This is a genomic window from Acinetobacter sp. 1124_18A (assembly GCF_052824995.1).
Genome location: NZ_VTDF01000001.1, coordinates 683,520 through 701,918, shown reverse-complemented (window position 1 = coordinate 701,918; position 18,399 = coordinate 683,520). Strand labels below are relative to the sequence as shown.

Below are 18,399 nucleotides of genomic sequence, written 5' to 3'. Positions count from 1 at the left end.
TATCGTCTTTCAAAAGAAAACTCCTAAAAATAGGAGTTTTCTTTTTTGTTTGATTTGAACAATATTGATATAAATAATCTAGTTTTATTTAATACGCTCAATCTTAAAAACTTCAATGTCGGTAGGCTTAACTCGATGTGTATCTATCTCTCCTACTACACGCACTTTATCGCCAGCTTTCAGTTGTAAAGGCTTCCACAAGTCATCATCAACATCAATTACAATCGAACCCGTAGCATCTTTAAACTCAAAATGATCACCAGCAGTATGCTTTACGATCGTACCCGTTAAAGTTACTCCAGATTCATCAGCCAAAGTTTTTGCTTTAGAGACTGTGACTACATTTTTTGTCGCTTCTTTTATTAATGTAGCATCGGGTTTAGCCAATACCGCATTACTACCCAATAAAGCCAATCCAGTGAGTGCTACTAAGAATATTTTTTTCATTACGATGACCTACTTTTAATGTTCTTAGTTATATAAACAAATTCTTTTAAAGTTATAGATTTAGCTTTTGTGGTTTTTTGTATCATATAAGAGAGTTTCTTTAATCATGTCATCTAGAAACACCAAAGAATTTACGGCAAAAATTTAGAAAAACTCCATAGGGTCTTCCAGAAATGCTAACAATTAAAAGAATTGAACTGACAGCCGTAACTACCTGTACTAAAGTTGCTCCATTAAAAGCAAGTATCAAAATATAAAGTGGAATCTGGAATGTTAAATTAGTGAATGTATCTAGCAAAAAGCTTTGTACAGCTGTTTTATGTCTTCCCCATATTTTTTTCAAAATCCAATCGCGATAAAACCCATATGGTCGACCAATCAGTAAAGAAACAGGTATTGCGGTAGCACGTATTTTAAATGTTTGCTCAAGTGTAAGACCCGTAATTACTAGCTCAACAAAAGTACCTATGGCTAACGAAAATAGAACCATTGCAAATGTATCTGCAAAGAATTTCCTTAAGTTCTCTTTTCCAACAGCCATTTTATAGCCTTTAGTTTTGTCATAAATTTACTTAAGAAAGTGTGTTTCTTAAGTAAATTAAACTCAGCATTAAAATATCACTTAATTGTTAAGCAATAAGTTGTCCTAAATTCAATAAAAGATTTATGGCTTCTGTCTCATCCTCTGTTTGCCCAACAATCATTCTGTCATATGAAATTCCACCAATCTCAATATAAATTTTTGGATGAGGAAGCTGAGGGATATAAACTTTGAGCGGTTGATAAAGAGCAAGAAGATAACCAAATGAATCATAAGGATAATGATCATTTTTTAATGTCTTCTTTATCACCATGTAAGTGTTCAAAATATCTAGAATAAAACCATATTCATTTTCAGAATGAAATTTAGCGTCCATACTTACCTCCTTGATTAATTAATATTTTTTATAATCAAATTTAAAGGTTAAATTTCTGATCTGGTGGCACTTGAATCAATTTTCTTTAAATATAGAGTTATATTTAAAATGATTCAGGTTGCATTTAAATATATTTAAAACCTAGCGTATTAGTCAACATATTTTGAACAGCTCCATTAAAAATAAATATTGTGAGTTACAAATCACATTTTAGGATAAAAATAAAAAGATATAAAAAAACCCATCTTACGATGGGCTTCAAAATTCATCTGGATTATGAATCTTTGTCCATTGAATGAGGAGTAGTCGTTTTATCTTGCTGCTTTGTATCGTTTTCACCTTGGCAAGCGCTCACACTTAAAGAAATAATGGCAGCTAAACCTAAGGTAGCCATAATTTTTGTCATATTTCACCTCATGAATTATTCAGATAGTGAGTTAATAAATACTTTTTATTAGTTTTACGATCAGCATAAGTTTCTAGGCTTTTTTGTAGATTTAACGCAAAAATGTAAAGCTCTTTGGTTTAACCTTTAAATATCAATTTAAGATTTGATCATTAAACATTCACAGAGTGTCTGAGCGTTTTAATCAGTAATTCATATAGGTGGTCTACAGCCTTCGATTCTAAAGATGACCTACTCCGATAAACCGCAGCCTCCATCGGCTCTAATGGCCCAAGTCCATGATCTGCACCTAAAATGGTTAAATGCTCAGGTGCACTGCACTGCGTGAACACAGCGATTGCTAAACCGCTTTCAACTGCTGCAATTTGACCTGCCAAACTTGAACTATTGTATACCACACGGTAACGGCGCCCTTGTAATGCTAAAGAATGAATAGCACTCTTTTTAGCTTGACTGGTACTTTCGTAAACTGCAATTGGAAGTGGGTCTTCTCGCCAGAGTTCAAATTGTGGAGAGCCTACCCATACCATCGGTTCATGAAATAACAGTGTTCCTTGACGAGCGTTATCTCTTGAAATTAATGCCAAGTCTATATCACCGCTTTCTACTTGCGGAATTAACGAAGTCGACTGTTCACAGATCAATTCAATTTCAACCCCTCCGTACCGTGGTGCAAAACGTTTGAGTACGGGTGTTAAATATTTAGCGGCATAGTCATCAGGTACACCAAGGCGTATACGGCCGGTTAATTCATCTCCATGAAATGCCATTTGCGCTTCAGTATGTAAGTCGAGAATTCGGCGTGCATAACCTAAGAGTAGCTGTCCTTGCGACGTTAATTCAATTTGTCGATGTGTTCGTATTAAAAGTTGGCAATGTAGCGCTTCTTCTAGTTTTTTCAGTTGCATACTCACCGCAGACTGTGAGCGGTATAACTCAGGTGCTGCATTCGACAATGAACCTGTATCTACGACTGTGACAAAACACTTTAACCAATCAATCTGTAAGTTTTTTATATTCATTACGATTTATCTATTCGATTTTCAAATAGTATATAAAAGAATTATGCGCTTTTCTTTACCTATTCTCTCTCCCATACTGAAATTAGAAAAAGTTAAAACAAGTCATTTTTCTGAAAGAAATTATCCGTGAATTGATTAATGTCCGAATAACACGTTAATAGCGACACTTACTCATAATTTCATTATTTCGTATTTCTTAGGTATTACGCACTAGGAGGAGGTTTTATGCGCCTAAATAAACAGATGCTTGCATCACAAAGTGCAACATCCGCTTTTGTTTTGCTCTGGGGTAGTGCCGCAATTTTTACACGATGGGGACTAGATAATGCCTCACCCATAGCATTATTAATTCTACGCTTTTCTATTGCTTTAATTGTTCTGGCGCTACTGGCTATTTTTAGAAAAAGACTCTTACCTAAACATGGAACTCGAAAACAAGTTCTGCTTACTGGGTTACTCATGATTGCAGGTTATTCAATTTGCTATTTTAAAGCTATGGCTCATGGGGTAACACCGGGTTTAATGGCTACAATTATGGGAATACAACCCATTTTAACGCTTTGCCTTCTAGAAAAGAGTTTACAAAAAGAAAGACTATTCGGTTTATGCATTGCTTTAGCTGGGCTTATTCTTTTAGTCTGGAAAAGCCTGACGATGTCGTTTATAGCTCCAATCGGGATACTCTTTGCTTTGACGGCCCTCATCTGTATAACCTTTGGGGCCATCATGCAAAAGAACATTCAACAAGCCCCAACAGATGTATTACCGCTACAATATGTAGTTAGTCTTGTGGTCTGCCTGTTTATGGTTCCCTTTGAACATTTTGAAATAACGTGGAATTCACAACTGATTATTTCAGTCTTATTTCTAGGAATTTTAATTTCTGTAGTTGCTCAGCTTTTACTTTATCGGCTTTTAAGTCAGGGCAATATTGTAAATGTGACAAGCTTGTTCTATTTAGTCCCTGTTGTTACTGCGCTCTTAGATTTTCTAATTTTAAAAAATACGTTACCTCTGGCGGGCTTAATTGGAATGATTGCGATTTTACTAGGCTTAATGCTTGTATTTAAAAAGAAGTAACTCATAAAAAATATATAAACCCTCGAATGAGGGTCTTATTTTGAGTAAAATTTAATCTAAATTTTTCCAGTCTGTCCCAATTTGAGCTAATGCTGGAAGTTCATCACTATTAAAAACATTAGAATTTTGGTCAATAGCAAATCGATAGATGGGCATAGAATCAGCTTCAGTTTTCTTAAAAAATCTGAAATTTTCAGTAGGGTGATAATTGCCAGTTTCTGTAGATTTCACTGTTGTTCCTGACGGTATATGAATATAACTTTCACACGCCACTTCAACGTTATTTCCGCTAAGATCTTGGTAGGAAAATTTCATGTTTTAATCCTTTCTAAATTTTTATGATTGTGAAAAACTTAACATGCTATCTGGCTAGATTATTGAAACTTTTTTAACTAATTGTTTAAGTGTGTATATTTGGTTAAAACTTAAAAAGTTATTCAAGATAAAATTCTATTTCAAAGGCTTCTGCTGTAACTCACAATCCTAGCGCTTTAAAAGCACGCTCATCCAGTTCTTTAAGCTCTTCAAGCGTATATAACCGCCCTTCCGGATCAAAGAACTTATCAAAATCGAATTGCCCTTCTTTATATAATTGATATCTTTTAGGCCCTAACCATTCTTTTTGAAAGAAATCATCTGTCAGTTTAAAAAACTCTTTAAAAGAAGTATTTGCATCTAGCTGACCAGTTAATTGTTCACGCTCATCTTTAGGAATATCCTTAAATTTTCTTTCATCCATAATGAAGGCTCGACTGCCAACGAGCTGACCATCCTCAAGAGTTGGAACTAGGATGCTGCGGCAATGCGGATGCAAAGGCGGAACTTTTTTTGTTGGATCATTAATCTGCCATACCGTTCCATCAAGTGAAGCGCATGTTTTCGATGTCCTTCCATCAAGAACACTTACAAATCTGACATATTCAAATTTTAATAGCTTATAACTATTTAAATATGCCTGATTGGATATATGACTTCGAATTGTACGTACAGTTCGCTCAATATCTGTTTTAGTACTATTGAGTAGCCCATCTTCATATTTAAGGCGTTTGGTTCCATGAATTCGCTGAACAATCTGCAAGGTTGTGGCGCCATTGTTAAGACCATCCCGAATTGCATATTCAACTCTTTGACGAGCTACCTCAGCAATTTTAGAGAGTAACTCATCAACCAATGCCCCTCCCGCTAAAGGAACGCGTTTAGCAGCTTTATAGAGTTGCTCGCCTTTTAACTCTTTATATTGGCCACCAAAAATTTTTGACATATATCTAGCTTCATAGAAAGCTAATGCCACAGCAGATATTGTAAAAGTGTCAGTGAGAGCTTCATTAATCAAATTAAACCACTGAGAAATTAGCGCACGTATCTCTCTTAAATTGGCTGTTAAATAAATTCCACCAGCCAATGCTGCTTTTTCCTTTTCATTTAGCTCATCTAATAAGTTGGTTAACTTAGCAAGCATGGTAACCATTTCAGAATTAAATAAATTAAGAAGTTCGTTGACCGATCTTGATGATGCTCGATATAGATAGGCCTGATGTTGAGTCAGAATATCAAAAAGTGTTTTTTGATGAAGATTAGCCATAAAAATTTACCTCTACAGAAGTGCTTTTTTATTGTTTTGCTATTTATATTTTCAGTATCTCTAGAACAAGTTATGACGAACAAGCACACCTACGTAAAGTTATTTAGCTAAATGCTCATCCTTGTAATGCATATTTTATATCCAATCTAAAAAGGATCTTTCATGCTGAGTAAAACAGCATTACTTGGAATACTTTTAAGTATTTTCTTTTGTTGTTTCAGCCATTCTTTATAAAATTTTTTATCAGATTGTTCCGAAAAATTGTCTTTGTGCTCGCTACAGGAAGTGTCGACCATATTTCCAGATCGTGCACACGGCCAATTGTTCAATTGGGGTGTCAAAACAGCATTACTCACCCATGAAAGTTCTTCTAATCTAATCAAATTCATCTCTACTTCCTTGCTTTCCTATAGCGCCCTTATTCTTCAATAGATTCGTATGAAACTTTCTTTTGAATAATTTATAGACGGCTATTGTTTTACTTTATAAGCCAATCCAATTGGAGCTACTCACAAATAACACGCCCTCAAAAATGCAAAGTGCAAATTTTGTGTATTGATTTATCAAAGATGTAAGTTGCTATAGGAGCACATAAATTGAGTTTAAATAGAATGAGGAAGATATTTAGAATGTTTTCTTCTTTGTTGCTTCAATTTCAGATATACTGAAGTTAGTATGAGATGAGCCTTATATAGTTCATTGCTAGATCAATGAACGACTAAGCCCTTCGCTTTCGAGCAAGGGCTTTTTTAATGCCTATAATTTGAGAAAAATTATGCTCATATGAACTGTTCGGTCGACCATTGGTTTGCCTTTATAGCGCAGGTCTGTTAGATTGGTCTTGTTCGCCAACTCCTATTGTTGATGAATACTGAAGCCTGATTCGTAGCATCAGGCTTTTTTACGCCTAAAATTTGTATAAATGATCTTGTTAAAATGATCACATACGATCTCGGTGTGACCTAAAAACAAAGTAAATCAAACTATAAAATAAACCAGCCTTATCTTACTTTTAGCCAAGTGCCCACTTCTTTTAATACATCAACTAAACTGTTTAATTTTTTGCCATCTTCGGTTAGTGAGTACTCAACTTTAACAGGAACCTCCGCAAAAATTTCTCTGTTAATAAAACCTTCTTCTTCAAGAAAACGTAATTCTAACGTTAACATTCTTTGAGAAATATTAGGTATTGCGCGTCTGAGCTCATTAAAGCGCATGGGTCTTTCGATGAGAAATGAAATAATTAACATTCTCCAGCGACCACCCAATACGGTCATTGCCTCTTCTACAGAACAGCCAGAAATATTATCTTTCATTGTTTAATAAGGTATAAAAAATATACCTATATAACAAAATAGTGCCTAATTTACAATCTATACTTAGTAGTAAATAATAGTTTTTCATCACGAAAAGACTGGCCTATATTATGGAATATAAAGAAGTTGCTAAAAAAACGATTAATCATTTGTACTCAGCACATGCATCTATTCGTACCTCAGGCATCGACCCTCAAATCATTGCTTTAGCTGAGTTATATGTGTCACAAATCAACGGCTGTGCCTACTGCTGCGCTTTTCATGCTCAGGAATTAAGGGACATGGGACTAAGCCAAGAAGTGATTGATAAAATTCCGGGCTATAAACATTCGAATGCCTTTTCAAAGAAGCAACATCTTGCTCTTGAACTTGCAGAGGCTGTCACTTTTCTATCTGGAAAAATTGAAACTGTAAAAGCTCATTTAGCCGAATATTTTAGTGAAAGAGAGATTGTAGAGTTAACGACTAGCATTTCGCTTATGGGAGCATTAAACCGGCTCAGAATCACTTTAGGAGATAAAAGTTAATTCATTGAATTTCTATATGAAAAAGCCCTGACCATTCGGGGCTTTTAATAAATTTTTGATAAAGTTTAATAAAAAATGAAAGCACTATTTTCATGATAGAAATAATTTCTTTTCGATTGCACGACGATTCACAAGCCCTTGCAAACGCTTACCGCCAGCATTGACCCAAACATCAAACTGGTTGGCAGCCTCTTTATAATCACCTAAGTTTAAATTTTTGAGTAAGGTCGAATTTTTAAAAGCACCTGCTCCAATGTTATAACTTAAAGAAACTAATGCATCGAATTGGCTTTGTTTTAAAGGCACGTTTACAGCACTATTTACTGCACGCTCAAATATCTTTAAATCATGCTGCATATAAGCCTTAGCTTGTTCAAGCGTACATCGGTCTCCTTCACTTACACGCTGACCATTAGGATATCGGGTCGTGCCATATCCAATAGTCCATACCCCAGTACCATCATCATAAGCACTAAGTTTTAATCCTTCAAAATTACAGATTAGATTTACACCGTCTAAACTAAGAGACATCTCATCAACAGCGACACCTATTAATTCATCGCCATGATCAGTTGCTGTAGCAATATGATCGTTTGCTGCATCTTGCTGAGACTTGGAAGTAAAAAATTTGCGGAGATAATCCAATATTTTTTGCATTTAATGCCCTGTTATTTACTTTTTCTCTGTAACCCAAAGCGTAATATACCCTTTCACTACAGGCTGTCCATCAGCTCTATAAGCGTTAACTTTTATCTGCATATCTCCAACTTTCCACTCGTCATCAATTGTTGCTACTAATTTAATATCAGAATCTGCTTTAGCTACATAATTTACGCTCATGATTTACGCTCATGCCTTTAGGTAACCATCTTAAATGTTGAGGTACTGCTGCTTCAGCTAACACACCCATCACAAATTCTAGCCCATTACATATGGCAATAACGTGTACAGTCCCGATATGATTTTCAATTGATTTATTTTTTTTGATTGAGGCTTCGCACAGGTTTAAATCTAATTTCTGGATAATTGGATTTACAGTCTGAAAATATGGAGCCACTCGGCTAACAATTTTTGATAACAGCGTTAATCCGCCTGGTACATTTTTCAAAGTCTTAAAAGCGAGCAGAACATCATTGACTGGTGGAACTGCTTTATTTTTGATTTTGTTGGTAAATGTAGAAATATAATTACTCATAGTTTTACTTCAATTCGGGAATTAATCATTCATTAAATATATATGTACCCACCTCTACACTCATTGCTTAGTTCTCAATTTTTTGAGTCATTAATGATAATGATTAAATAACCTTGAACGTACCGTACTCCTCAGATAAAAATTCAAAAATATTAAAAATGCCCAATATTGAATTGGGCTTTAATTTATTCTTCAATTTCGATGGGATCGCCATCTTCAGGGCGAATGTGTCGCTCACCATCATCGGCTGGATCTACACTCGAGCCATCTTTGGTAATACTGTTATACAGCTCATCCTCTTTTTTATCATCGATAAATTCTTCATCAGCAAAATCAAGAGGCTCTTCATCATCGTCAAAATTTAAGGGTTTTTCTTCATCTATCATGAGATTTATCCTCTACTTAACTTGTGTCATTCCATGCTTAAATAATTAACGGCTACATTCAACACCAAACAATCATCATTTGTGTAACTGACACTTTCGGATACGTTTTAGTTTTTGTTATTTTCAAAATGGTTCAAAATACTACTAATTTTTAAAAGTAAGTAACCAAACAGTAGCCCATTAAATATAATGAAAAGGCCGACTGTAACCATTTCTTTAGACCAGACTTGAATAATGTCTAAATTATCATTTCTTGTTTCAACTTGCCCATATGACAAAATAAAGGCTACTCCTAAAACAACTCCAAATAGAATCACACCCCACGCGACAAATGAGGTTGCCTTACTTTCACTATGGGATTTGTTTGCTTCACTCATACTTTTTCTTGTCACATTTTAGGACTCATATCAGTTTTTTATATTAATTTAATGCCTATTTAAAGTCTTGTTTATGTTATGTTTTGATAGCAATGTAACTAATTTTTATATTTTGTTTACCTATCCATCAACTGTCTTATTTTCAATTTAAAATAATATGTTGGTTTTACTTTTGAAAGAAATCTATATACCTATTAAACGAACTATATTCGCTGTTTCATAAGGTAAGAGAGCAAATTTATATACATTAACAGTTTTAAATTTGCTCCCCATGCTGAAGAAAAACTTACTTATTTAGCCTGAAATTTCATATTGAATTTTCTTGCTTGCTTTCTTACTTCAGGATTTGAAGGCAAAGCAAATGGACTTGCACGCCAGATCGCTTTTTCAATACTTGTTTTAAATTTTTGTTCTTCTTTATCTAAGAAGATGATTTGCTCAATTTCCCCAGTGTCAGTTAAAAATACTTTAACGCTTGCACTCATACCTGTAGAAGACTTTGGAATATCCCATATTTTATAAATTTTCTTTTGATACTGCTTTTTATATTTTTCAGCCTCTGAAGTAATCTTATTATCAGTCACTTGAACAGGAGGAACTTGTTTTTGGCTAGTCGCACACCCAACTAATAAAAATAAAGAAGCAATAATAGTGAAATTTTTCATTTAAAGTACCTTTTTTCAATAACTAAAATTTAACAGTTTAAATTTTAAAAAACCACCCGAAGACGGTATTAATCATTGATTATCCCTAGCCAGCAAAGGTAGTAAGCCATCCTTATCTACCTTTGTTTAAATTAATGCTTTATTCTTCTTTAAAAAGGGACTTCGTAACGAAAATTCATATTTGAATTCTCTGGCATATTATGAATATCTTGATCGGTAAAAATTCCGTGTTCAGGTGTTTTAAAACTATTAAATGCTTTATTGACTGGAACAGTTGGAGCGTTATTTAAATAATTTTCTTGAGAATTATATGGAGATGAAGCACAGCCAATCAGCCCAAAACCCAATAAAGATATAAGTAGAAATGTCTTCATAAATTTTGACTACCGTTATAAAAGCCACACAACTTAACAAATTAAACAGCTATTGTCACACCGCAACTATTTAGTAATACTTAATAATAAACTTATAAGACCCGTATTAATAAAATGAGTAACTCTATTTAAATCACATAAAACCCATATATCTGGACCATATAACTTTTAAAAACTGGATGTATTAGATAAAGCCTACAGCACTTAATCTATCCTCGATTTATAACGAATGATCTGTTAATTAACGCTTAGATTTTGAGGACTAACATGCGCCTACATTTTATTGTTCATGAAGATTTTGAAGCACCCGGTGCATATGAAATATGGGCTCAAAATAATGACTTCAAAATTACATATTCAAGAGTATATTTAAATGAAGCTTTGCCATCTTCTGCTGAAGATATAGATTTCCTTATTGTGATGGGTGGTCCACAAGATCCAGATACGACACTAGAGATGTGCCCTCACTTTAATTCATTGGCTGAACAATCAATCATTGAAAAATTGATTGAAGCAAATAAAGTAGTTATCGGGGTATGTTTAGGATCTCAATTGATAGGTCAAGCTTTAGGGGCCAACTTTGAACATAGTCCAGAAAGAGAAATTGGCAAATTTCCAATTATGCTTACAGAATATGGCATAACAAACTCTAAGTTTTCACACTTAGGAAAAATGACCGAAGTTGGACATTGGCATAATGATATGCCGGGTTTAACTTCCAACGCAAAAATCATCGCTTTTAGTGCAGGTTGTCCAAGACAAATTATTGAATATTCAAAATTAGTGTATGGATTGCAATGTCACATGGAATTAACTACAGAAGTTGTTGAATTGCTGATTCAACATTCAGAAGCCGAGTTAAATCAGGCTCACCATTATAAATTCGTGAATAGTCGTGAAGAATTACGAAATCACGACTACCAAGAAATGAATCAAAACCTCTTTATTTTTCTGGATAAATTGAAAGAAGAATACTCAAAACAACATTAAAAAAAATGAGTGTAAAAAGCCTTCTCAACTAGGCTGTTACACTCACCTATGAATCTTATTATTTACTAGATGTTCAAATCCATTCAAAATTTAACCTACAAAAAATCAACTTTAATGTTACAATACAGTGATTTACTCAATTTCAATTGGACTTCAAAAGAAATGAATAGATTGTTATTAGTTTTTTTATCTTTAAATATTAGTCTTTTTTCTCCCGTAGCTTTTTCTGAAACAACCACATTTCAAATGAAGCAAGAATATAATCACCCTAACTTTAATCAGCATAAAAGCATGCTTGCAGTAAACGCGAGTTCTCAAGACCATAAATTTAATGGGCAGCCAAAAGACTTTTCTAATTCGCCCACTCATCCTCATAATGTAGATTTTTTTGAAATTGCAAAACAATATCAAGAAAAAGAAACTACACCGACCTACTCTACTGAAGAAACAGTAAATATGAGTGATCATGACCGTAGTCTTTACTACATTCGAAATCATGATAATGTTGGCATTCAAAGAGAAATGAATGGTCAGCAGTTTAGATCGCTAAAACAACAGCGAGATAAAGGCGTGATTTCAAATGATGTATATAAAGAAAAAGTCTACAAAATCTTAAGCCAACCTTCTTATAGATAAATTAGAAGCCCTCACCAGAGGGCTTTTCTTTAAGCATTAAAGTCTTCGCCAATCTAAGCAAGCATCGACATAAAATATTCTAATAACTTATCTCTTTCATCGATCTTATTTGCACTTAAAAGCTGAACCATTGCTCCATCAATCACAAATAAAAACATGTAGGCATCTTCAAGTGTAGCGGTAACTTTTACAGTTAAAATCAGCTTATAAATTTCTTTAATGAACCAACTTCGATAGTCACTGACGACCTTGTAGGCTGCGGGATAAAGCTTTTCAATTTCAAAAATAGCTTTAAACTGCAAATGATAAAACCCTTCTAAGTCAGCGTGTAAAAAGAAGATTTTCTTTAACTTATCGAACACCATAAGTTCACGGTACGAATGGATAATCGAAAACACTTCGTCTTTTAATGCATCTTTTTGAATAGTCAGACACATCTCAATAAGTTTTTCTTTAGATGAAAAGCAGTTATAAAAAGTGGCTTTGGGTATTTTGGCATCGCTAACAATTCGGTCAACACCGACATTATTAAAGCCATATTGATTAAATAAATTTCTTGCCGCGTGCAGCACTCGAAGTGCTCTAAATGATGCTTCTAAAGTTGGCATAGACATACCGTTTAAAATAATTTTTTGTTGTATATAAATGAGATAAAAATGCCGTCACTCTTAAATCGAGTGCTAAAAACAGGCACACTAAGGCAGCACAAATCCTGCCTTACATATCTTAGGCTTTATTGTTGATATGATTTTCTAGTCGTAATGATCTAAAGGTTAAAACCTATAGTCGATTAAATCGCTTTAGATACCAGTGAGGTATAGACGTAAAGACTTTGGCAAGAACTGCCAATGAGAGAGATGAATTAGTACGCATAGCGGACTCCTAGATGAAATAGAAGTTCTACCAGATCACTGCTAAATGATTATGGTGGCAGAACGAAGAAGGGTTAGCAGACCAGTCATCTAGGAACCGGCACGCCCGAAGGCGTCCCTCCTCCGTCCTACCGCTACGAAGGAAGACGAACGAGTTCGACACCAAAAAATTACTTTTTTGATGTGCTAGATGAAAACGGTCTGCTAAAACCGACTGGCAATGTGGCCAGCAGGCAAAGAATAATCGGAGAGGTTTTGAGTGTCAATGTTCAAAAAGAAAGAATCAAAACTTTGGATATAAAAAAACTCTTTAAATAACAAGAGCTTTTTGAGTTATATTGCGTCTAAATCTAAATTTACTGATTAGCGATAGCGTTTGTTGCCATCCGAAGTAGTGCAATATTTGTCTTCACGCGGCCCCACACAATTTTTGTTTCCACTACAAGGGCATTCAGAAGAACTACTAATAGATGAACCACTACTAGAACCCCTATAGCTACTTCCTGCATGTGATGATTTACTCTTTGAAAAGTAACTATGACTACTAAAAGATTTTCCTCCCCCACGGCCTCCTCGTGCCTCAGCCTGAGTTAAAAAGATAATTTGTAATAAAACTAATATTGATAAAAAAATAATTTTCATTTCATCCCCGTAAAAATAGTAAACGGCGATTATAATTCAAACTACTATTTAATAATTCAATTTATTAAACAATATTATTATTTATATAATGATTATAATTCGAACCAACAAACTATTAAAAGTTTTATTAGTCTATTAAATATACAGGGTAAAAATTGTAATATAATGCTAACACTAATAAAAACTATAAATTTTTAAAAATTATAATTAGTAACTATATATATTAAAAATTAATATTTATTGAGTATATCTAACGAATACACGAACAATCTTTTAAAAATACAGCCTCAATATTTTGATAAATTATGCATATACAGATCTGTCTGTATAAACATATAACCTACTTAAATATATTAGACTTTAGTCTAATGTTTTTGTGCCTAAATAAAAATAAGATGTCGGCTGGGTAACGAGTGAATAAATAATTAACCCAAAATACCTTTAATAAATCAGGAACATAACAATGACTTCGCCTTTAATGAATAATTACCTAAACTTTGCTTCTGGAATTGCCCATCAGCAATATTTACCAGCCGAAGAAGGTATCCTTAGGGCATATAACGATGGATGCACCCACTGGTATGTGGATGGAAGTTTACATGGGGAAATGGTTCCAGACTGGTCTGTTGAACGAATCGAAAATCTAAACTGCTTAATCAAAAAATATAATGTACAACCTATTTTCCATGGTAACTTCAAAGCACCATTAGGTAGCGATGTTGATTATTTACGAGAAGCAGCGGTTGTATATGTTAAAAAAGAAATTGATATTGCCGCAAAAATTGGGGCACCTTTAGTTATTCATGGTGGTGGTATTGTAGAACCAAAGAAAATTGTATTGGCTAAACAAAAAGCTCTCGATAACTATATTTTATCTGTTAAAGAATTAGCTGAATATGCTGCTGAAAAATCAGTTGATATTTATTTAGAAAATTTATCGAATTATAAAAACTACCGTCCTTTCCATTATGTGTTTACCCACATGGAAGAATATGATTATGTTTTTAATAAAATTGACAACAAAAATGTCTATTTCTTCTTAGATGCAGGACATGCAAATGTGGGCGAAGGTGACCCAATTGCTGTGGTAGATAAATACCATGACAAAATTAAAGGTATTTCTTTTAGTAATAACAATGGTGAACAAGATCAACACTTTAGTATTGGTCGCGGCACTGTAAATTATTCTGACTTTATCGAAACAATTAACCGCCATAATTGGAAAGGTCTTGTTGCCTTTGAGGTAAGAGATAAAACTACTTTAGATTCAGTTAAAGAATTGGCAAGCGCATAAAACTAAAAGCCTTCTGAGGAACATCAGAAGGCTTTTTTAATTTAAATAATTCATTTTTAAAAGGATATATGAAGTGAGTGGTTTACTAGTTTTCATAACAATTGCCTTTCTTACGCTATCTAGTCCAGGCCCTGGCGTTTTATTTACAGTTACAAACTCAATCAATTACGGCGTCCGTACCGCCCTATTTGGAATTATTGGGTTAATTATTGGCATGTTTGTCATTGCAGTCATTTCGGCAAGTGGAGTGGGTTTAATCATTACCAGTAATCCTACTATTTTTACCGTATTGAAATTTGTTGGTGCATTTTATTTAATGTATCTAGGTTATAAAAACTTTGTAAAAACATCACCTTCTCAAGATTTATTAGACACTGAAACAAGTGAAAAAGCGGTAAGTAAATCTAAATTATTCTATCAAGGATTATTTGCGTCACTTCTCAACCCAAAAACGATTGTTTTCTTTATTGCCTTATTTCCACAATTTATTGATATAAAAGAAAAAATAATAAACCAATTTTTAATTCTTTCTTTAACTTTTTGCCTGATTGGTTTCTTAATTCATTTGGTATACGCTAATTTTTCTTCAATTTTTAAAGAAAAAATGCTGTCTGGAAATAACTTTGCCAGATTAAATAAAATCAGTGGTTGTATTTTTTTTATTCTCGCTGTTTTGCTGATTACTCAATAAATGAAAAAACAGTTGTAAACGCTTTTAAGCTAAAAGCGTTTATCCCTTAAAATATTTCCGTACTCATCAGACTTCTGTTCTACAAATTTAAGCTTGAAGAGATTGCTGATTTAATTTGGATTGAATCAGCAATTTATATGCCCTGCTTTATGAAACCTATTGTTTTAACTTAATTTTATTTAGTGTCATACATAAAGCCTTTTTGTCAGCCTCTTTAATTTGAGTATGCTGTACAGACCACATGTAGCTACAGCTATGTGGTGCTTTGTTATTATTTTTCTTGAGTTCATAGGCAATATTTTTTAAAAGCTCAGTATTTAGCGTACTAATTTTTAAACGTACTTCTGCTAAATCTTGCGGTTTCCAATTAGTTTCTGGACTCGACAACCAATCTGCGCGATATCGGTACTGAATTGCCTTCGCAACATTCATTTGAGTCACAATAAAGGGCTTAACTGTTTCACGATTTAGGCCAAAAGAATCGGCTTCAGAAAGTGATTGATCAAGAACTTTCTTTTCTTGAGTTAAATCTTCAATCGGTAAATGCTGTTCTGCTTTATAACCCGCGACATCTTTCATATAAGATAAACGCTCGTTAATTAAACGAGCAGTTTGATCATATTGATATGCTTGCACTAATGAAGAAACACACGTGAAAGCTGCCAACGTACAAACCACTTTAACAGCTTGCTGAGCACTCTTAATTTTTGCCATGTAAATACCTATCGAAATTATTGTTCTGTCGTCATTCCAGATCAGTACTGTATTTTAACAACATGCGAAAGTAAAATTTCAAGATAGGCTGAGTTCTTGACTCCATGCCGAATCAGACTGCTGATAGATGTGTTGGCACACTTGCTTAACAGATGAAATAAAGTGTTGGTTCTGTCCATCCCATTTTTCAACCATGCAATAGCTAATATGGATGCCTTTAGGATGAAACTCTCTTGCTAATGACTGCGCTAAAGCACGAATACCCGCAAACATGCTTTGGCTTAACACATCGTAATGGGTCGAGTTGTTAAATGGTGCGCCAAGAAAAATAACAGTGCCCCGCTGCTGCTTTAACATCGGCTTAATCACAGCTTGCGCTACACTTACTGCACTTAAACCTGTGGTCTGCCAATTGTGTTCAATCTCTTCTAAAGATAAAGCCTCAATATTCGGCGAAGATGAAAAGTTCGGCTGAAACACACAGAGTTCAATTGTGTGTCTTTGACTGGAAATATAACGCACTAAGCTTTTTAAATGATCTGCATTTACTAAGTTCAAATGAACTGCTGTCACGCCATCGTTGATTGAGTGAACTTGGATTTTTTGCACAGCTGAATCATGTACAACTTGATAAAGGTGTAATGGAAATTGTGCGTTTTTATCTAGAACTACAAAATCACGCTCGATTAAGTGTAAATCATGACCAGCAACGACCACACAGCCCTGCTTTTTTTGAAATCTCTGACATATTTTTTTTAGCATTTTAGTCTCTCTCAAAATTTTTCTTGGTAAGAGCGTAAATCGAGTTCATGTGTCCAAAGCTTCGATGTTTGTTGGTAAAGCATCCAATAGTTTTCTGCAATTGCATCAATATTGAGACCACCTGTACCACGCGTAAGACGGGCTAACCGCCCCAGACCAAATAATGCTTTATTTACTTTATCGCCATCGACCATTCCATCAATAATCACATGAGCAATATGTATGCCTTGTGCTTTATAGATTTGAGCTAGATTGAGTGCATAAGCCCGTAAAGCAGATTTACCCATGGTAAAAGCTGCGAAAAAAGGTTTTCCGCGCAAAGAAGCACTCGCACCTGTAAAAATAAGCGTACCGTAGTTTTGATCTTTAAAGATTTTTAGACAGCTTTGAGAAACTAAATAAGCCGATAAAAAAGTGGATTGCCACATTTGAGTAAAAAACGACAGCGGACTTCGTAAAAAGATTGAGGGAATATTTCCGCCCACATTATGAATGACAGCAGTAATACGCTCATTTTGACTGGTGATTGTGTCAAACAAAGCTTGTACTTGCTTTAGATCTTCTGCATCTAGGCGAAATGCGACAGCGTCCCCACCTTTCGAATGAATTTCGGCAGCCACTGCTTCAATTTTCTGGAAGGTGCGCCCAGCGACATAAACTTTTAAACCTTCTTTTGCAAAACGATGGCACACGGCTACACCAATACCTTGTAATGCACCAACGCCAATGACAACTACACAATCTAATTTTTTATCTGGTGTTGCTAATGTCATGGTCGTTTCACCCTGTTTGTTTTTTATACCATAAAGCAATAAACGGACGATCCAAAATTTCTTTACTAAATTTTTTGCTTGTGCGAACCACTTCACCAAGTTGAGCGACCACAGCAATGTCGGCAATTGTCTGAGAGTCTCCAACCAACCATTCACTTTGCGATAAAACTTGTTCGATACGGTCGAGGTGCCTTCTAAACTCTGCTTCAACATTTTCAGCTTTCATTCGGCCTAAACCTTGAAAGAAAAGCTGTGTTTTTAACTCGGCTAAAATAAATCCTTTTACCATTGGTCTTTCATACGCTGGCCGCCCAATACTGCTAATGCGAATTGCCTCGTCTAACGCATCTGGGTCATTTACGCGGAAATAGACTTCATAAAAATAGAGAGCTTCATCTGCCCAGTCTTCCCACAGCTCTGCAAGTGCTTTTTGATTTGGATCTTCTGGATAAAGCCGTGGTGTATCTGGATAAGTTTCTTCTAGATAGCGAGCAATGCGGGTACTGTCTTGTATTCGCTGTCCATTATGGTCAATTACAGGTACTTTACCCACTTTACTGAGCAAAGGAACTTTAGCCCCCAAAATGCCGTTATAGTTAACTGTGTCAAATGAGATTCCTTTGAATTTCAAAATTCTTGAAACTTTCTGACAAAATGGGGAAATTTCCCATTGATGCAAAATAATATCCGACATTGATTTACCTTTATTTTAATTGCCTGTTTTGCTTTCT

26 protein-coding genes and 1 pseudogene are annotated in these 18,399 nt (G+C 34.6%); 6 read left to right on the top strand and 21 right to left on the bottom strand.

Annotated features, from left to right (window positions below; all coding sequences use genetic code 11):
• Positions 1-84: 84 nt before the first annotated feature.
• The 5 genes from FY048_RS03445 to FY048_RS03425 all read right to left on the bottom strand — a co-directional run bounded on the left by FY048_RS03445 (position 85) and on the right by FY048_RS03425 (position 2,792).
• Complete coding sequence (locus FY048_RS03445) at positions 85-447, bottom strand: NirD/YgiW/YdeI family stress tolerance protein (protein ID WP_446090133.1); 363 nt, start codon at positions 445-447, stop codon at positions 85-87.
• A 109-nt stretch (positions 448-556) separates the two neighbouring features.
• On the bottom strand, positions 557-988 hold the full coding sequence (gene alaE / locus FY048_RS03440) for an L-alanine exporter AlaE (RefSeq protein WP_446090132.1): 432 nt from the start codon (positions 986-988) through the stop codon (positions 557-559).
• An 88-nt stretch (positions 989-1,076) separates the two neighbouring features.
• Entirely contained in the window at positions 1,077-1,364 is a 288-nt protein-coding gene (locus FY048_RS03435) for a hypothetical protein (protein ID WP_446090131.1), read from the bottom strand.
• A 274-nt stretch (positions 1,365-1,638) separates the two neighbouring features.
• Entirely contained in the window at positions 1,639-1,770 is a 132-nt protein-coding gene (locus FY048_RS03430) for a hypothetical protein (RefSeq protein WP_004643213.1), read from the bottom strand.
• A gap of 152 nt (positions 1,771-1,922) precedes the next feature.
• On the bottom strand, positions 1,923-2,792 hold the full coding sequence (locus FY048_RS03425) for a LysR family transcriptional regulator (protein WP_446090130.1): 870 nt from the start codon (positions 2,790-2,792) through the stop codon (positions 1,923-1,925).
• Between the two features lie 225 nt (positions 2,793-3,017).
• Between FY048_RS03425 and FY048_RS03420 the strand changes: the two genes are divergently transcribed.
• Positions 3,018-3,872 (top strand): DMT family transporter, encoded by an 855-nt coding sequence (locus tag FY048_RS03420; RefSeq protein WP_446090129.1) that lies wholly within the window; start codon positions 3,018-3,020, stop codon positions 3,870-3,872.
• Between the two features lie 51 nt (positions 3,873-3,923).
• Here FY048_RS03420 and FY048_RS03415 read toward each other — a convergent pair whose 3' ends face one another.
• The 4 genes from FY048_RS03415 to FY048_RS03400 all read right to left on the bottom strand — a co-directional run bounded on the left by FY048_RS03415 (position 3,924) and on the right by FY048_RS03400 (position 6,770).
• On the bottom strand, positions 3,924-4,187 hold the full coding sequence (locus tag FY048_RS03415; protein WP_446090128.1) for a hypothetical protein: 264 nt from the start codon (positions 4,185-4,187) through the stop codon (positions 3,924-3,926).
• A gap of 160 nt (positions 4,188-4,347) precedes the next feature.
• The gene (locus FY048_RS03410; protein WP_446090127.1) at positions 4,348-5,454 is read right to left on the bottom strand and encodes a minor capsid protein; all 1,107 of its coding nucleotides are present in this window, start codon (positions 5,452-5,454) and stop codon (positions 4,348-4,350) included.
• Positions 5,455-5,600: 146 nt separating this feature from the next.
• The gene (locus FY048_RS03405) at positions 5,601-5,843 is read right to left on the bottom strand and encodes a hypothetical protein (protein ID WP_446090126.1); all 243 of its coding nucleotides are present in this window, start codon (positions 5,841-5,843) and stop codon (positions 5,601-5,603) included.
• A 612-nt stretch (positions 5,844-6,455) separates the two neighbouring features.
• On the bottom strand, positions 6,456-6,770 hold the full coding sequence (locus tag FY048_RS03400; protein ID WP_446090125.1) for a winged helix-turn-helix transcriptional regulator: 315 nt from the start codon (positions 6,768-6,770) through the stop codon (positions 6,456-6,458).
• A 110-nt stretch (positions 6,771-6,880) separates the two neighbouring features.
• Between FY048_RS03400 and FY048_RS03395 the strand changes: the two genes are divergently transcribed.
• Positions 6,881-7,297, top strand: coding sequence for a carboxymuconolactone decarboxylase family protein (locus tag FY048_RS03395; RefSeq protein WP_446090124.1), 417 nt, complete (start codon positions 6,881-6,883; stop codon positions 7,295-7,297).
• Positions 7,298-7,387: 90 nt separating this feature from the next.
• Here the strand turns inward: FY048_RS03395 and FY048_RS03390 are convergent, their stop codons facing one another.
• The 6 genes and pseudogenes from FY048_RS03390 to FY048_RS03365 all read right to left on the bottom strand — a co-directional run bounded on the left by FY048_RS03390 (position 7,388) and on the right by FY048_RS03365 (position 10,294).
• Positions 7,388-7,954, bottom strand: a complete 567-nt coding sequence (locus tag FY048_RS03390; RefSeq protein ID WP_446090123.1) for a lysozyme — start codon at positions 7,952-7,954, stop codon at positions 7,388-7,390.
• Positions 7,955-7,969: 15 nt separating this feature from the next.
• Positions 7,970-8,492 (bottom strand): annotated as a pseudogene (locus tag FY048_RS03385) (hotdog fold domain-containing protein).
• A 185-nt stretch (positions 8,493-8,677) separates the two neighbouring features.
• Positions 8,678-8,878: a hypothetical protein gene (locus FY048_RS03380; RefSeq protein ID WP_004791647.1), complete on the bottom strand. Its 201-nt coding sequence runs from the start codon at positions 8,876-8,878 to the stop codon at positions 8,678-8,680.
• Positions 8,879-8,985: 107 nt separating this feature from the next.
• The gene (locus FY048_RS03375) at positions 8,986-9,255 is read right to left on the bottom strand and encodes a hypothetical protein (protein WP_446090122.1); all 270 of its coding nucleotides are present in this window, start codon (positions 9,253-9,255) and stop codon (positions 8,986-8,988) included.
• Between the two features lie 290 nt (positions 9,256-9,545).
• Positions 9,546-9,920: a TonB C-terminal domain-containing protein gene (locus FY048_RS03370; RefSeq protein ID WP_446090121.1), complete on the bottom strand. Its 375-nt coding sequence runs from the start codon at positions 9,918-9,920 to the stop codon at positions 9,546-9,548.
• A gap of 149 nt (positions 9,921-10,069) precedes the next feature.
• The gene (locus FY048_RS03365) at positions 10,070-10,294 is read right to left on the bottom strand and encodes a hypothetical protein (protein ID WP_446090120.1); all 225 of its coding nucleotides are present in this window, start codon (positions 10,292-10,294) and stop codon (positions 10,070-10,072) included.
• A 267-nt stretch (positions 10,295-10,561) separates the two neighbouring features.
• Here FY048_RS03365 and FY048_RS03360 point away from each other — a divergent pair, with 267 nt between their 5' ends.
• Both FY048_RS03360 and FY048_RS03355 read left to right on the top strand, forming a co-directional pair.
• A complete protein-coding gene (locus tag FY048_RS03360) occupies positions 10,562-11,284 on the top strand; it encodes a type 1 glutamine amidotransferase (protein ID WP_446090119.1) in 723 nt (240 codons plus the stop codon).
• A gap of 114 nt (positions 11,285-11,398) precedes the next feature.
• Complete coding sequence (locus FY048_RS03355; RefSeq protein ID WP_446090118.1) at positions 11,399-11,920, top strand: hypothetical protein; 522 nt, start codon at positions 11,399-11,401, stop codon at positions 11,918-11,920.
• Between the two features lie 53 nt (positions 11,921-11,973).
• Here the strand turns inward: FY048_RS03355 and FY048_RS03350 are convergent, their stop codons facing one another.
• Positions 11,974-12,528: a TetR/AcrR family transcriptional regulator gene (locus FY048_RS03350; protein WP_446090117.1), complete on the bottom strand. Its 555-nt coding sequence runs from the start codon at positions 12,526-12,528 to the stop codon at positions 11,974-11,976.
• A 627-nt stretch (positions 12,529-13,155) separates the two neighbouring features.
• Positions 13,156-13,434, bottom strand: a complete 279-nt coding sequence (locus tag FY048_RS03345) for a hypothetical protein (protein WP_446090116.1) — start codon at positions 13,432-13,434, stop codon at positions 13,156-13,158.
• Positions 13,435-13,897: 463 nt separating this feature from the next.
• Here FY048_RS03345 and FY048_RS03340 point away from each other — a divergent pair, with 463 nt between their 5' ends.
• Positions 13,898-14,728: a sugar phosphate isomerase/epimerase family protein gene (locus tag FY048_RS03340; protein WP_446090115.1), complete on the top strand. Its 831-nt coding sequence runs from the start codon at positions 13,898-13,900 to the stop codon at positions 14,726-14,728.
• 73 nt (positions 14,729-14,801) lie between these two features.
• On the top strand, positions 14,802-15,419 hold the full coding sequence (locus tag FY048_RS03335) for a LysE family translocator (protein WP_016137774.1): 618 nt from the start codon (positions 14,802-14,804) through the stop codon (positions 15,417-15,419).
• A gap of 156 nt (positions 15,420-15,575) precedes the next feature.
• On the opposite strand, the gene FY048_RS03330 is transcribed toward FY048_RS03335, so the two are convergent.
• The 4 genes from FY048_RS03330 to FY048_RS03315 all read right to left on the bottom strand — a co-directional run bounded on the left by FY048_RS03330 (position 15,576) and on the right by FY048_RS03315 (position 18,362).
• Complete coding sequence (locus FY048_RS03330; RefSeq protein WP_446090114.1) at positions 15,576-16,133, bottom strand: chorismate mutase; 558 nt, start codon at positions 16,131-16,133, stop codon at positions 15,576-15,578.
• A gap of 78 nt (positions 16,134-16,211) precedes the next feature.
• Complete coding sequence (locus FY048_RS03325) at positions 16,212-16,895, bottom strand: SDR family NAD(P)-dependent oxidoreductase (protein WP_446090113.1); 684 nt, start codon at positions 16,893-16,895, stop codon at positions 16,212-16,214.
• 11 nt (positions 16,896-16,906) lie between these two features.
• Positions 16,907-17,668 carry an SDR family NAD(P)-dependent oxidoreductase gene (locus FY048_RS03320; RefSeq protein ID WP_446090112.1) on the bottom strand — a complete coding sequence of 254 codons (762 nt, stop codon included), beginning with the start codon at positions 17,666-17,668 and terminating at the stop codon, positions 16,907-16,909.
• Positions 17,669-17,675: 7 nt separating this feature from the next.
• A complete protein-coding gene (locus FY048_RS03315; protein ID WP_107880910.1) occupies positions 17,676-18,362 on the bottom strand; it encodes a glutathione S-transferase in 687 nt (228 codons plus the stop codon).
• Positions 18,363-18,399: the final 37 nt, after the last annotated feature.

Coding starts and splice junctions, on each gene's coding strand:
- FY048_RS03410 (WP_446090127.1), bottom strand. CDS start 5,454: ATGGCTAATCTTCATCAAAAAACACTTTTTGATATTCTGACTCAACAT.
- FY048_RS03360 (WP_446090119.1), top strand. CDS start 10,562: ATGCGCCTACATTTTATTGTTCATGAAGATTTTGAAGCACCCGGTGCA.
- FY048_RS03320 (WP_446090112.1), bottom strand. CDS start 17,668: ATGACATTAGCAACACCAGATAAAAAATTAGATTGTGTAGTTGTCATT.
- FY048_RS03315 (WP_107880910.1), bottom strand. CDS start 18,362: ATGTCGGATATTATTTTGCATCAATGGGAAATTTCCCCATTTTGTCAG.
- FY048_RS03380 (WP_004791647.1), bottom strand. CDS start 8,878: ATGATAGATGAAGAAAAACCCTTAAATTTTGACGATGATGAAGAGCCT.
- FY048_RS03325 (WP_446090113.1), bottom strand. CDS start 16,895: ATGCTAAAAAAAATATGTCAGAGATTTCAAAAAAAGCAGGGCTGTGTG.
- FY048_RS03420 (WP_446090129.1), top strand. CDS start 3,018: ATGCGCCTAAATAAACAGATGCTTGCATCACAAAGTGCAACATCCGCT.
- FY048_RS03395 (WP_446090124.1), top strand. CDS start 6,881: ATGGAATATAAAGAAGTTGCTAAAAAAACGATTAATCATTTGTACTCA.
- FY048_RS03415 (WP_446090128.1), bottom strand. CDS start 4,187: ATGAAATTTTCCTACCAAGATCTTAGCGGAAATAACGTTGAAGTGGCG.
- FY048_RS03390 (WP_446090123.1), bottom strand. CDS start 7,954: ATGCAAAAAATATTGGATTATCTCCGCAAATTTTTTACTTCCAAGTCT.
- FY048_RS03445 (WP_446090133.1), bottom strand. CDS start 447: ATGAAAAAAATATTCTTAGTAGCACTCACTGGATTGGCTTTATTGGGT.
- FY048_RS03425 (WP_446090130.1), bottom strand. CDS start 2,792: ATGAATATAAAAAACTTACAGATTGATTGGTTAAAGTGTTTTGTCACA.
- FY048_RS03350 (WP_446090117.1), bottom strand. CDS start 12,528: ATGCCAACTTTAGAAGCATCATTTAGAGCACTTCGAGTGCTGCACGCG.
- FY048_RS03365 (WP_446090120.1), bottom strand. CDS start 10,294: ATGAAGACATTTCTACTTATATCTTTATTGGGTTTTGGGCTGATTGGC.
- FY048_RS03435 (WP_446090131.1), bottom strand. CDS start 1,364: ATGGACGCTAAATTTCATTCTGAAAATGAATATGGTTTTATTCTAGAT.
- alaE (WP_446090132.1), bottom strand. CDS start 988: ATGGCTGTTGGAAAAGAGAACTTAAGGAAATTCTTTGCAGATACATTT.
- FY048_RS03330 (WP_446090114.1), bottom strand. CDS start 16,133: ATGGCAAAAATTAAGAGTGCTCAGCAAGCTGTTAAAGTGGTTTGTACG.
- FY048_RS03400 (WP_446090125.1), bottom strand. CDS start 6,770: ATGAAAGATAATATTTCTGGCTGTTCTGTAGAAGAGGCAATGACCGTA.
- FY048_RS03375 (WP_446090122.1), bottom strand. CDS start 9,255: ATGAGTGAAGCAAACAAATCCCATAGTGAAAGTAAGGCAACCTCATTT.
- FY048_RS03405 (WP_446090126.1), bottom strand. CDS start 5,843: ATGAATTTGATTAGATTAGAAGAACTTTCATGGGTGAGTAATGCTGTT.
- FY048_RS03370 (WP_446090121.1), bottom strand. CDS start 9,920: ATGAAAAATTTCACTATTATTGCTTCTTTATTTTTATTAGTTGGGTGT.
- FY048_RS03355 (WP_446090118.1), top strand. CDS start 11,399: ATGTTACAATACAGTGATTTACTCAATTTCAATTGGACTTCAAAAGAA.
- FY048_RS03340 (WP_446090115.1), top strand. CDS start 13,898: ATGACTTCGCCTTTAATGAATAATTACCTAAACTTTGCTTCTGGAATT.
- FY048_RS03345 (WP_446090116.1), bottom strand. CDS start 13,434: ATGAAAATTATTTTTTTATCAATATTAGTTTTATTACAAATTATCTTT.
- FY048_RS03430 (WP_004643213.1), bottom strand. CDS start 1,770: ATGACAAAAATTATGGCTACCTTAGGTTTAGCTGCCATTATTTCTTTA.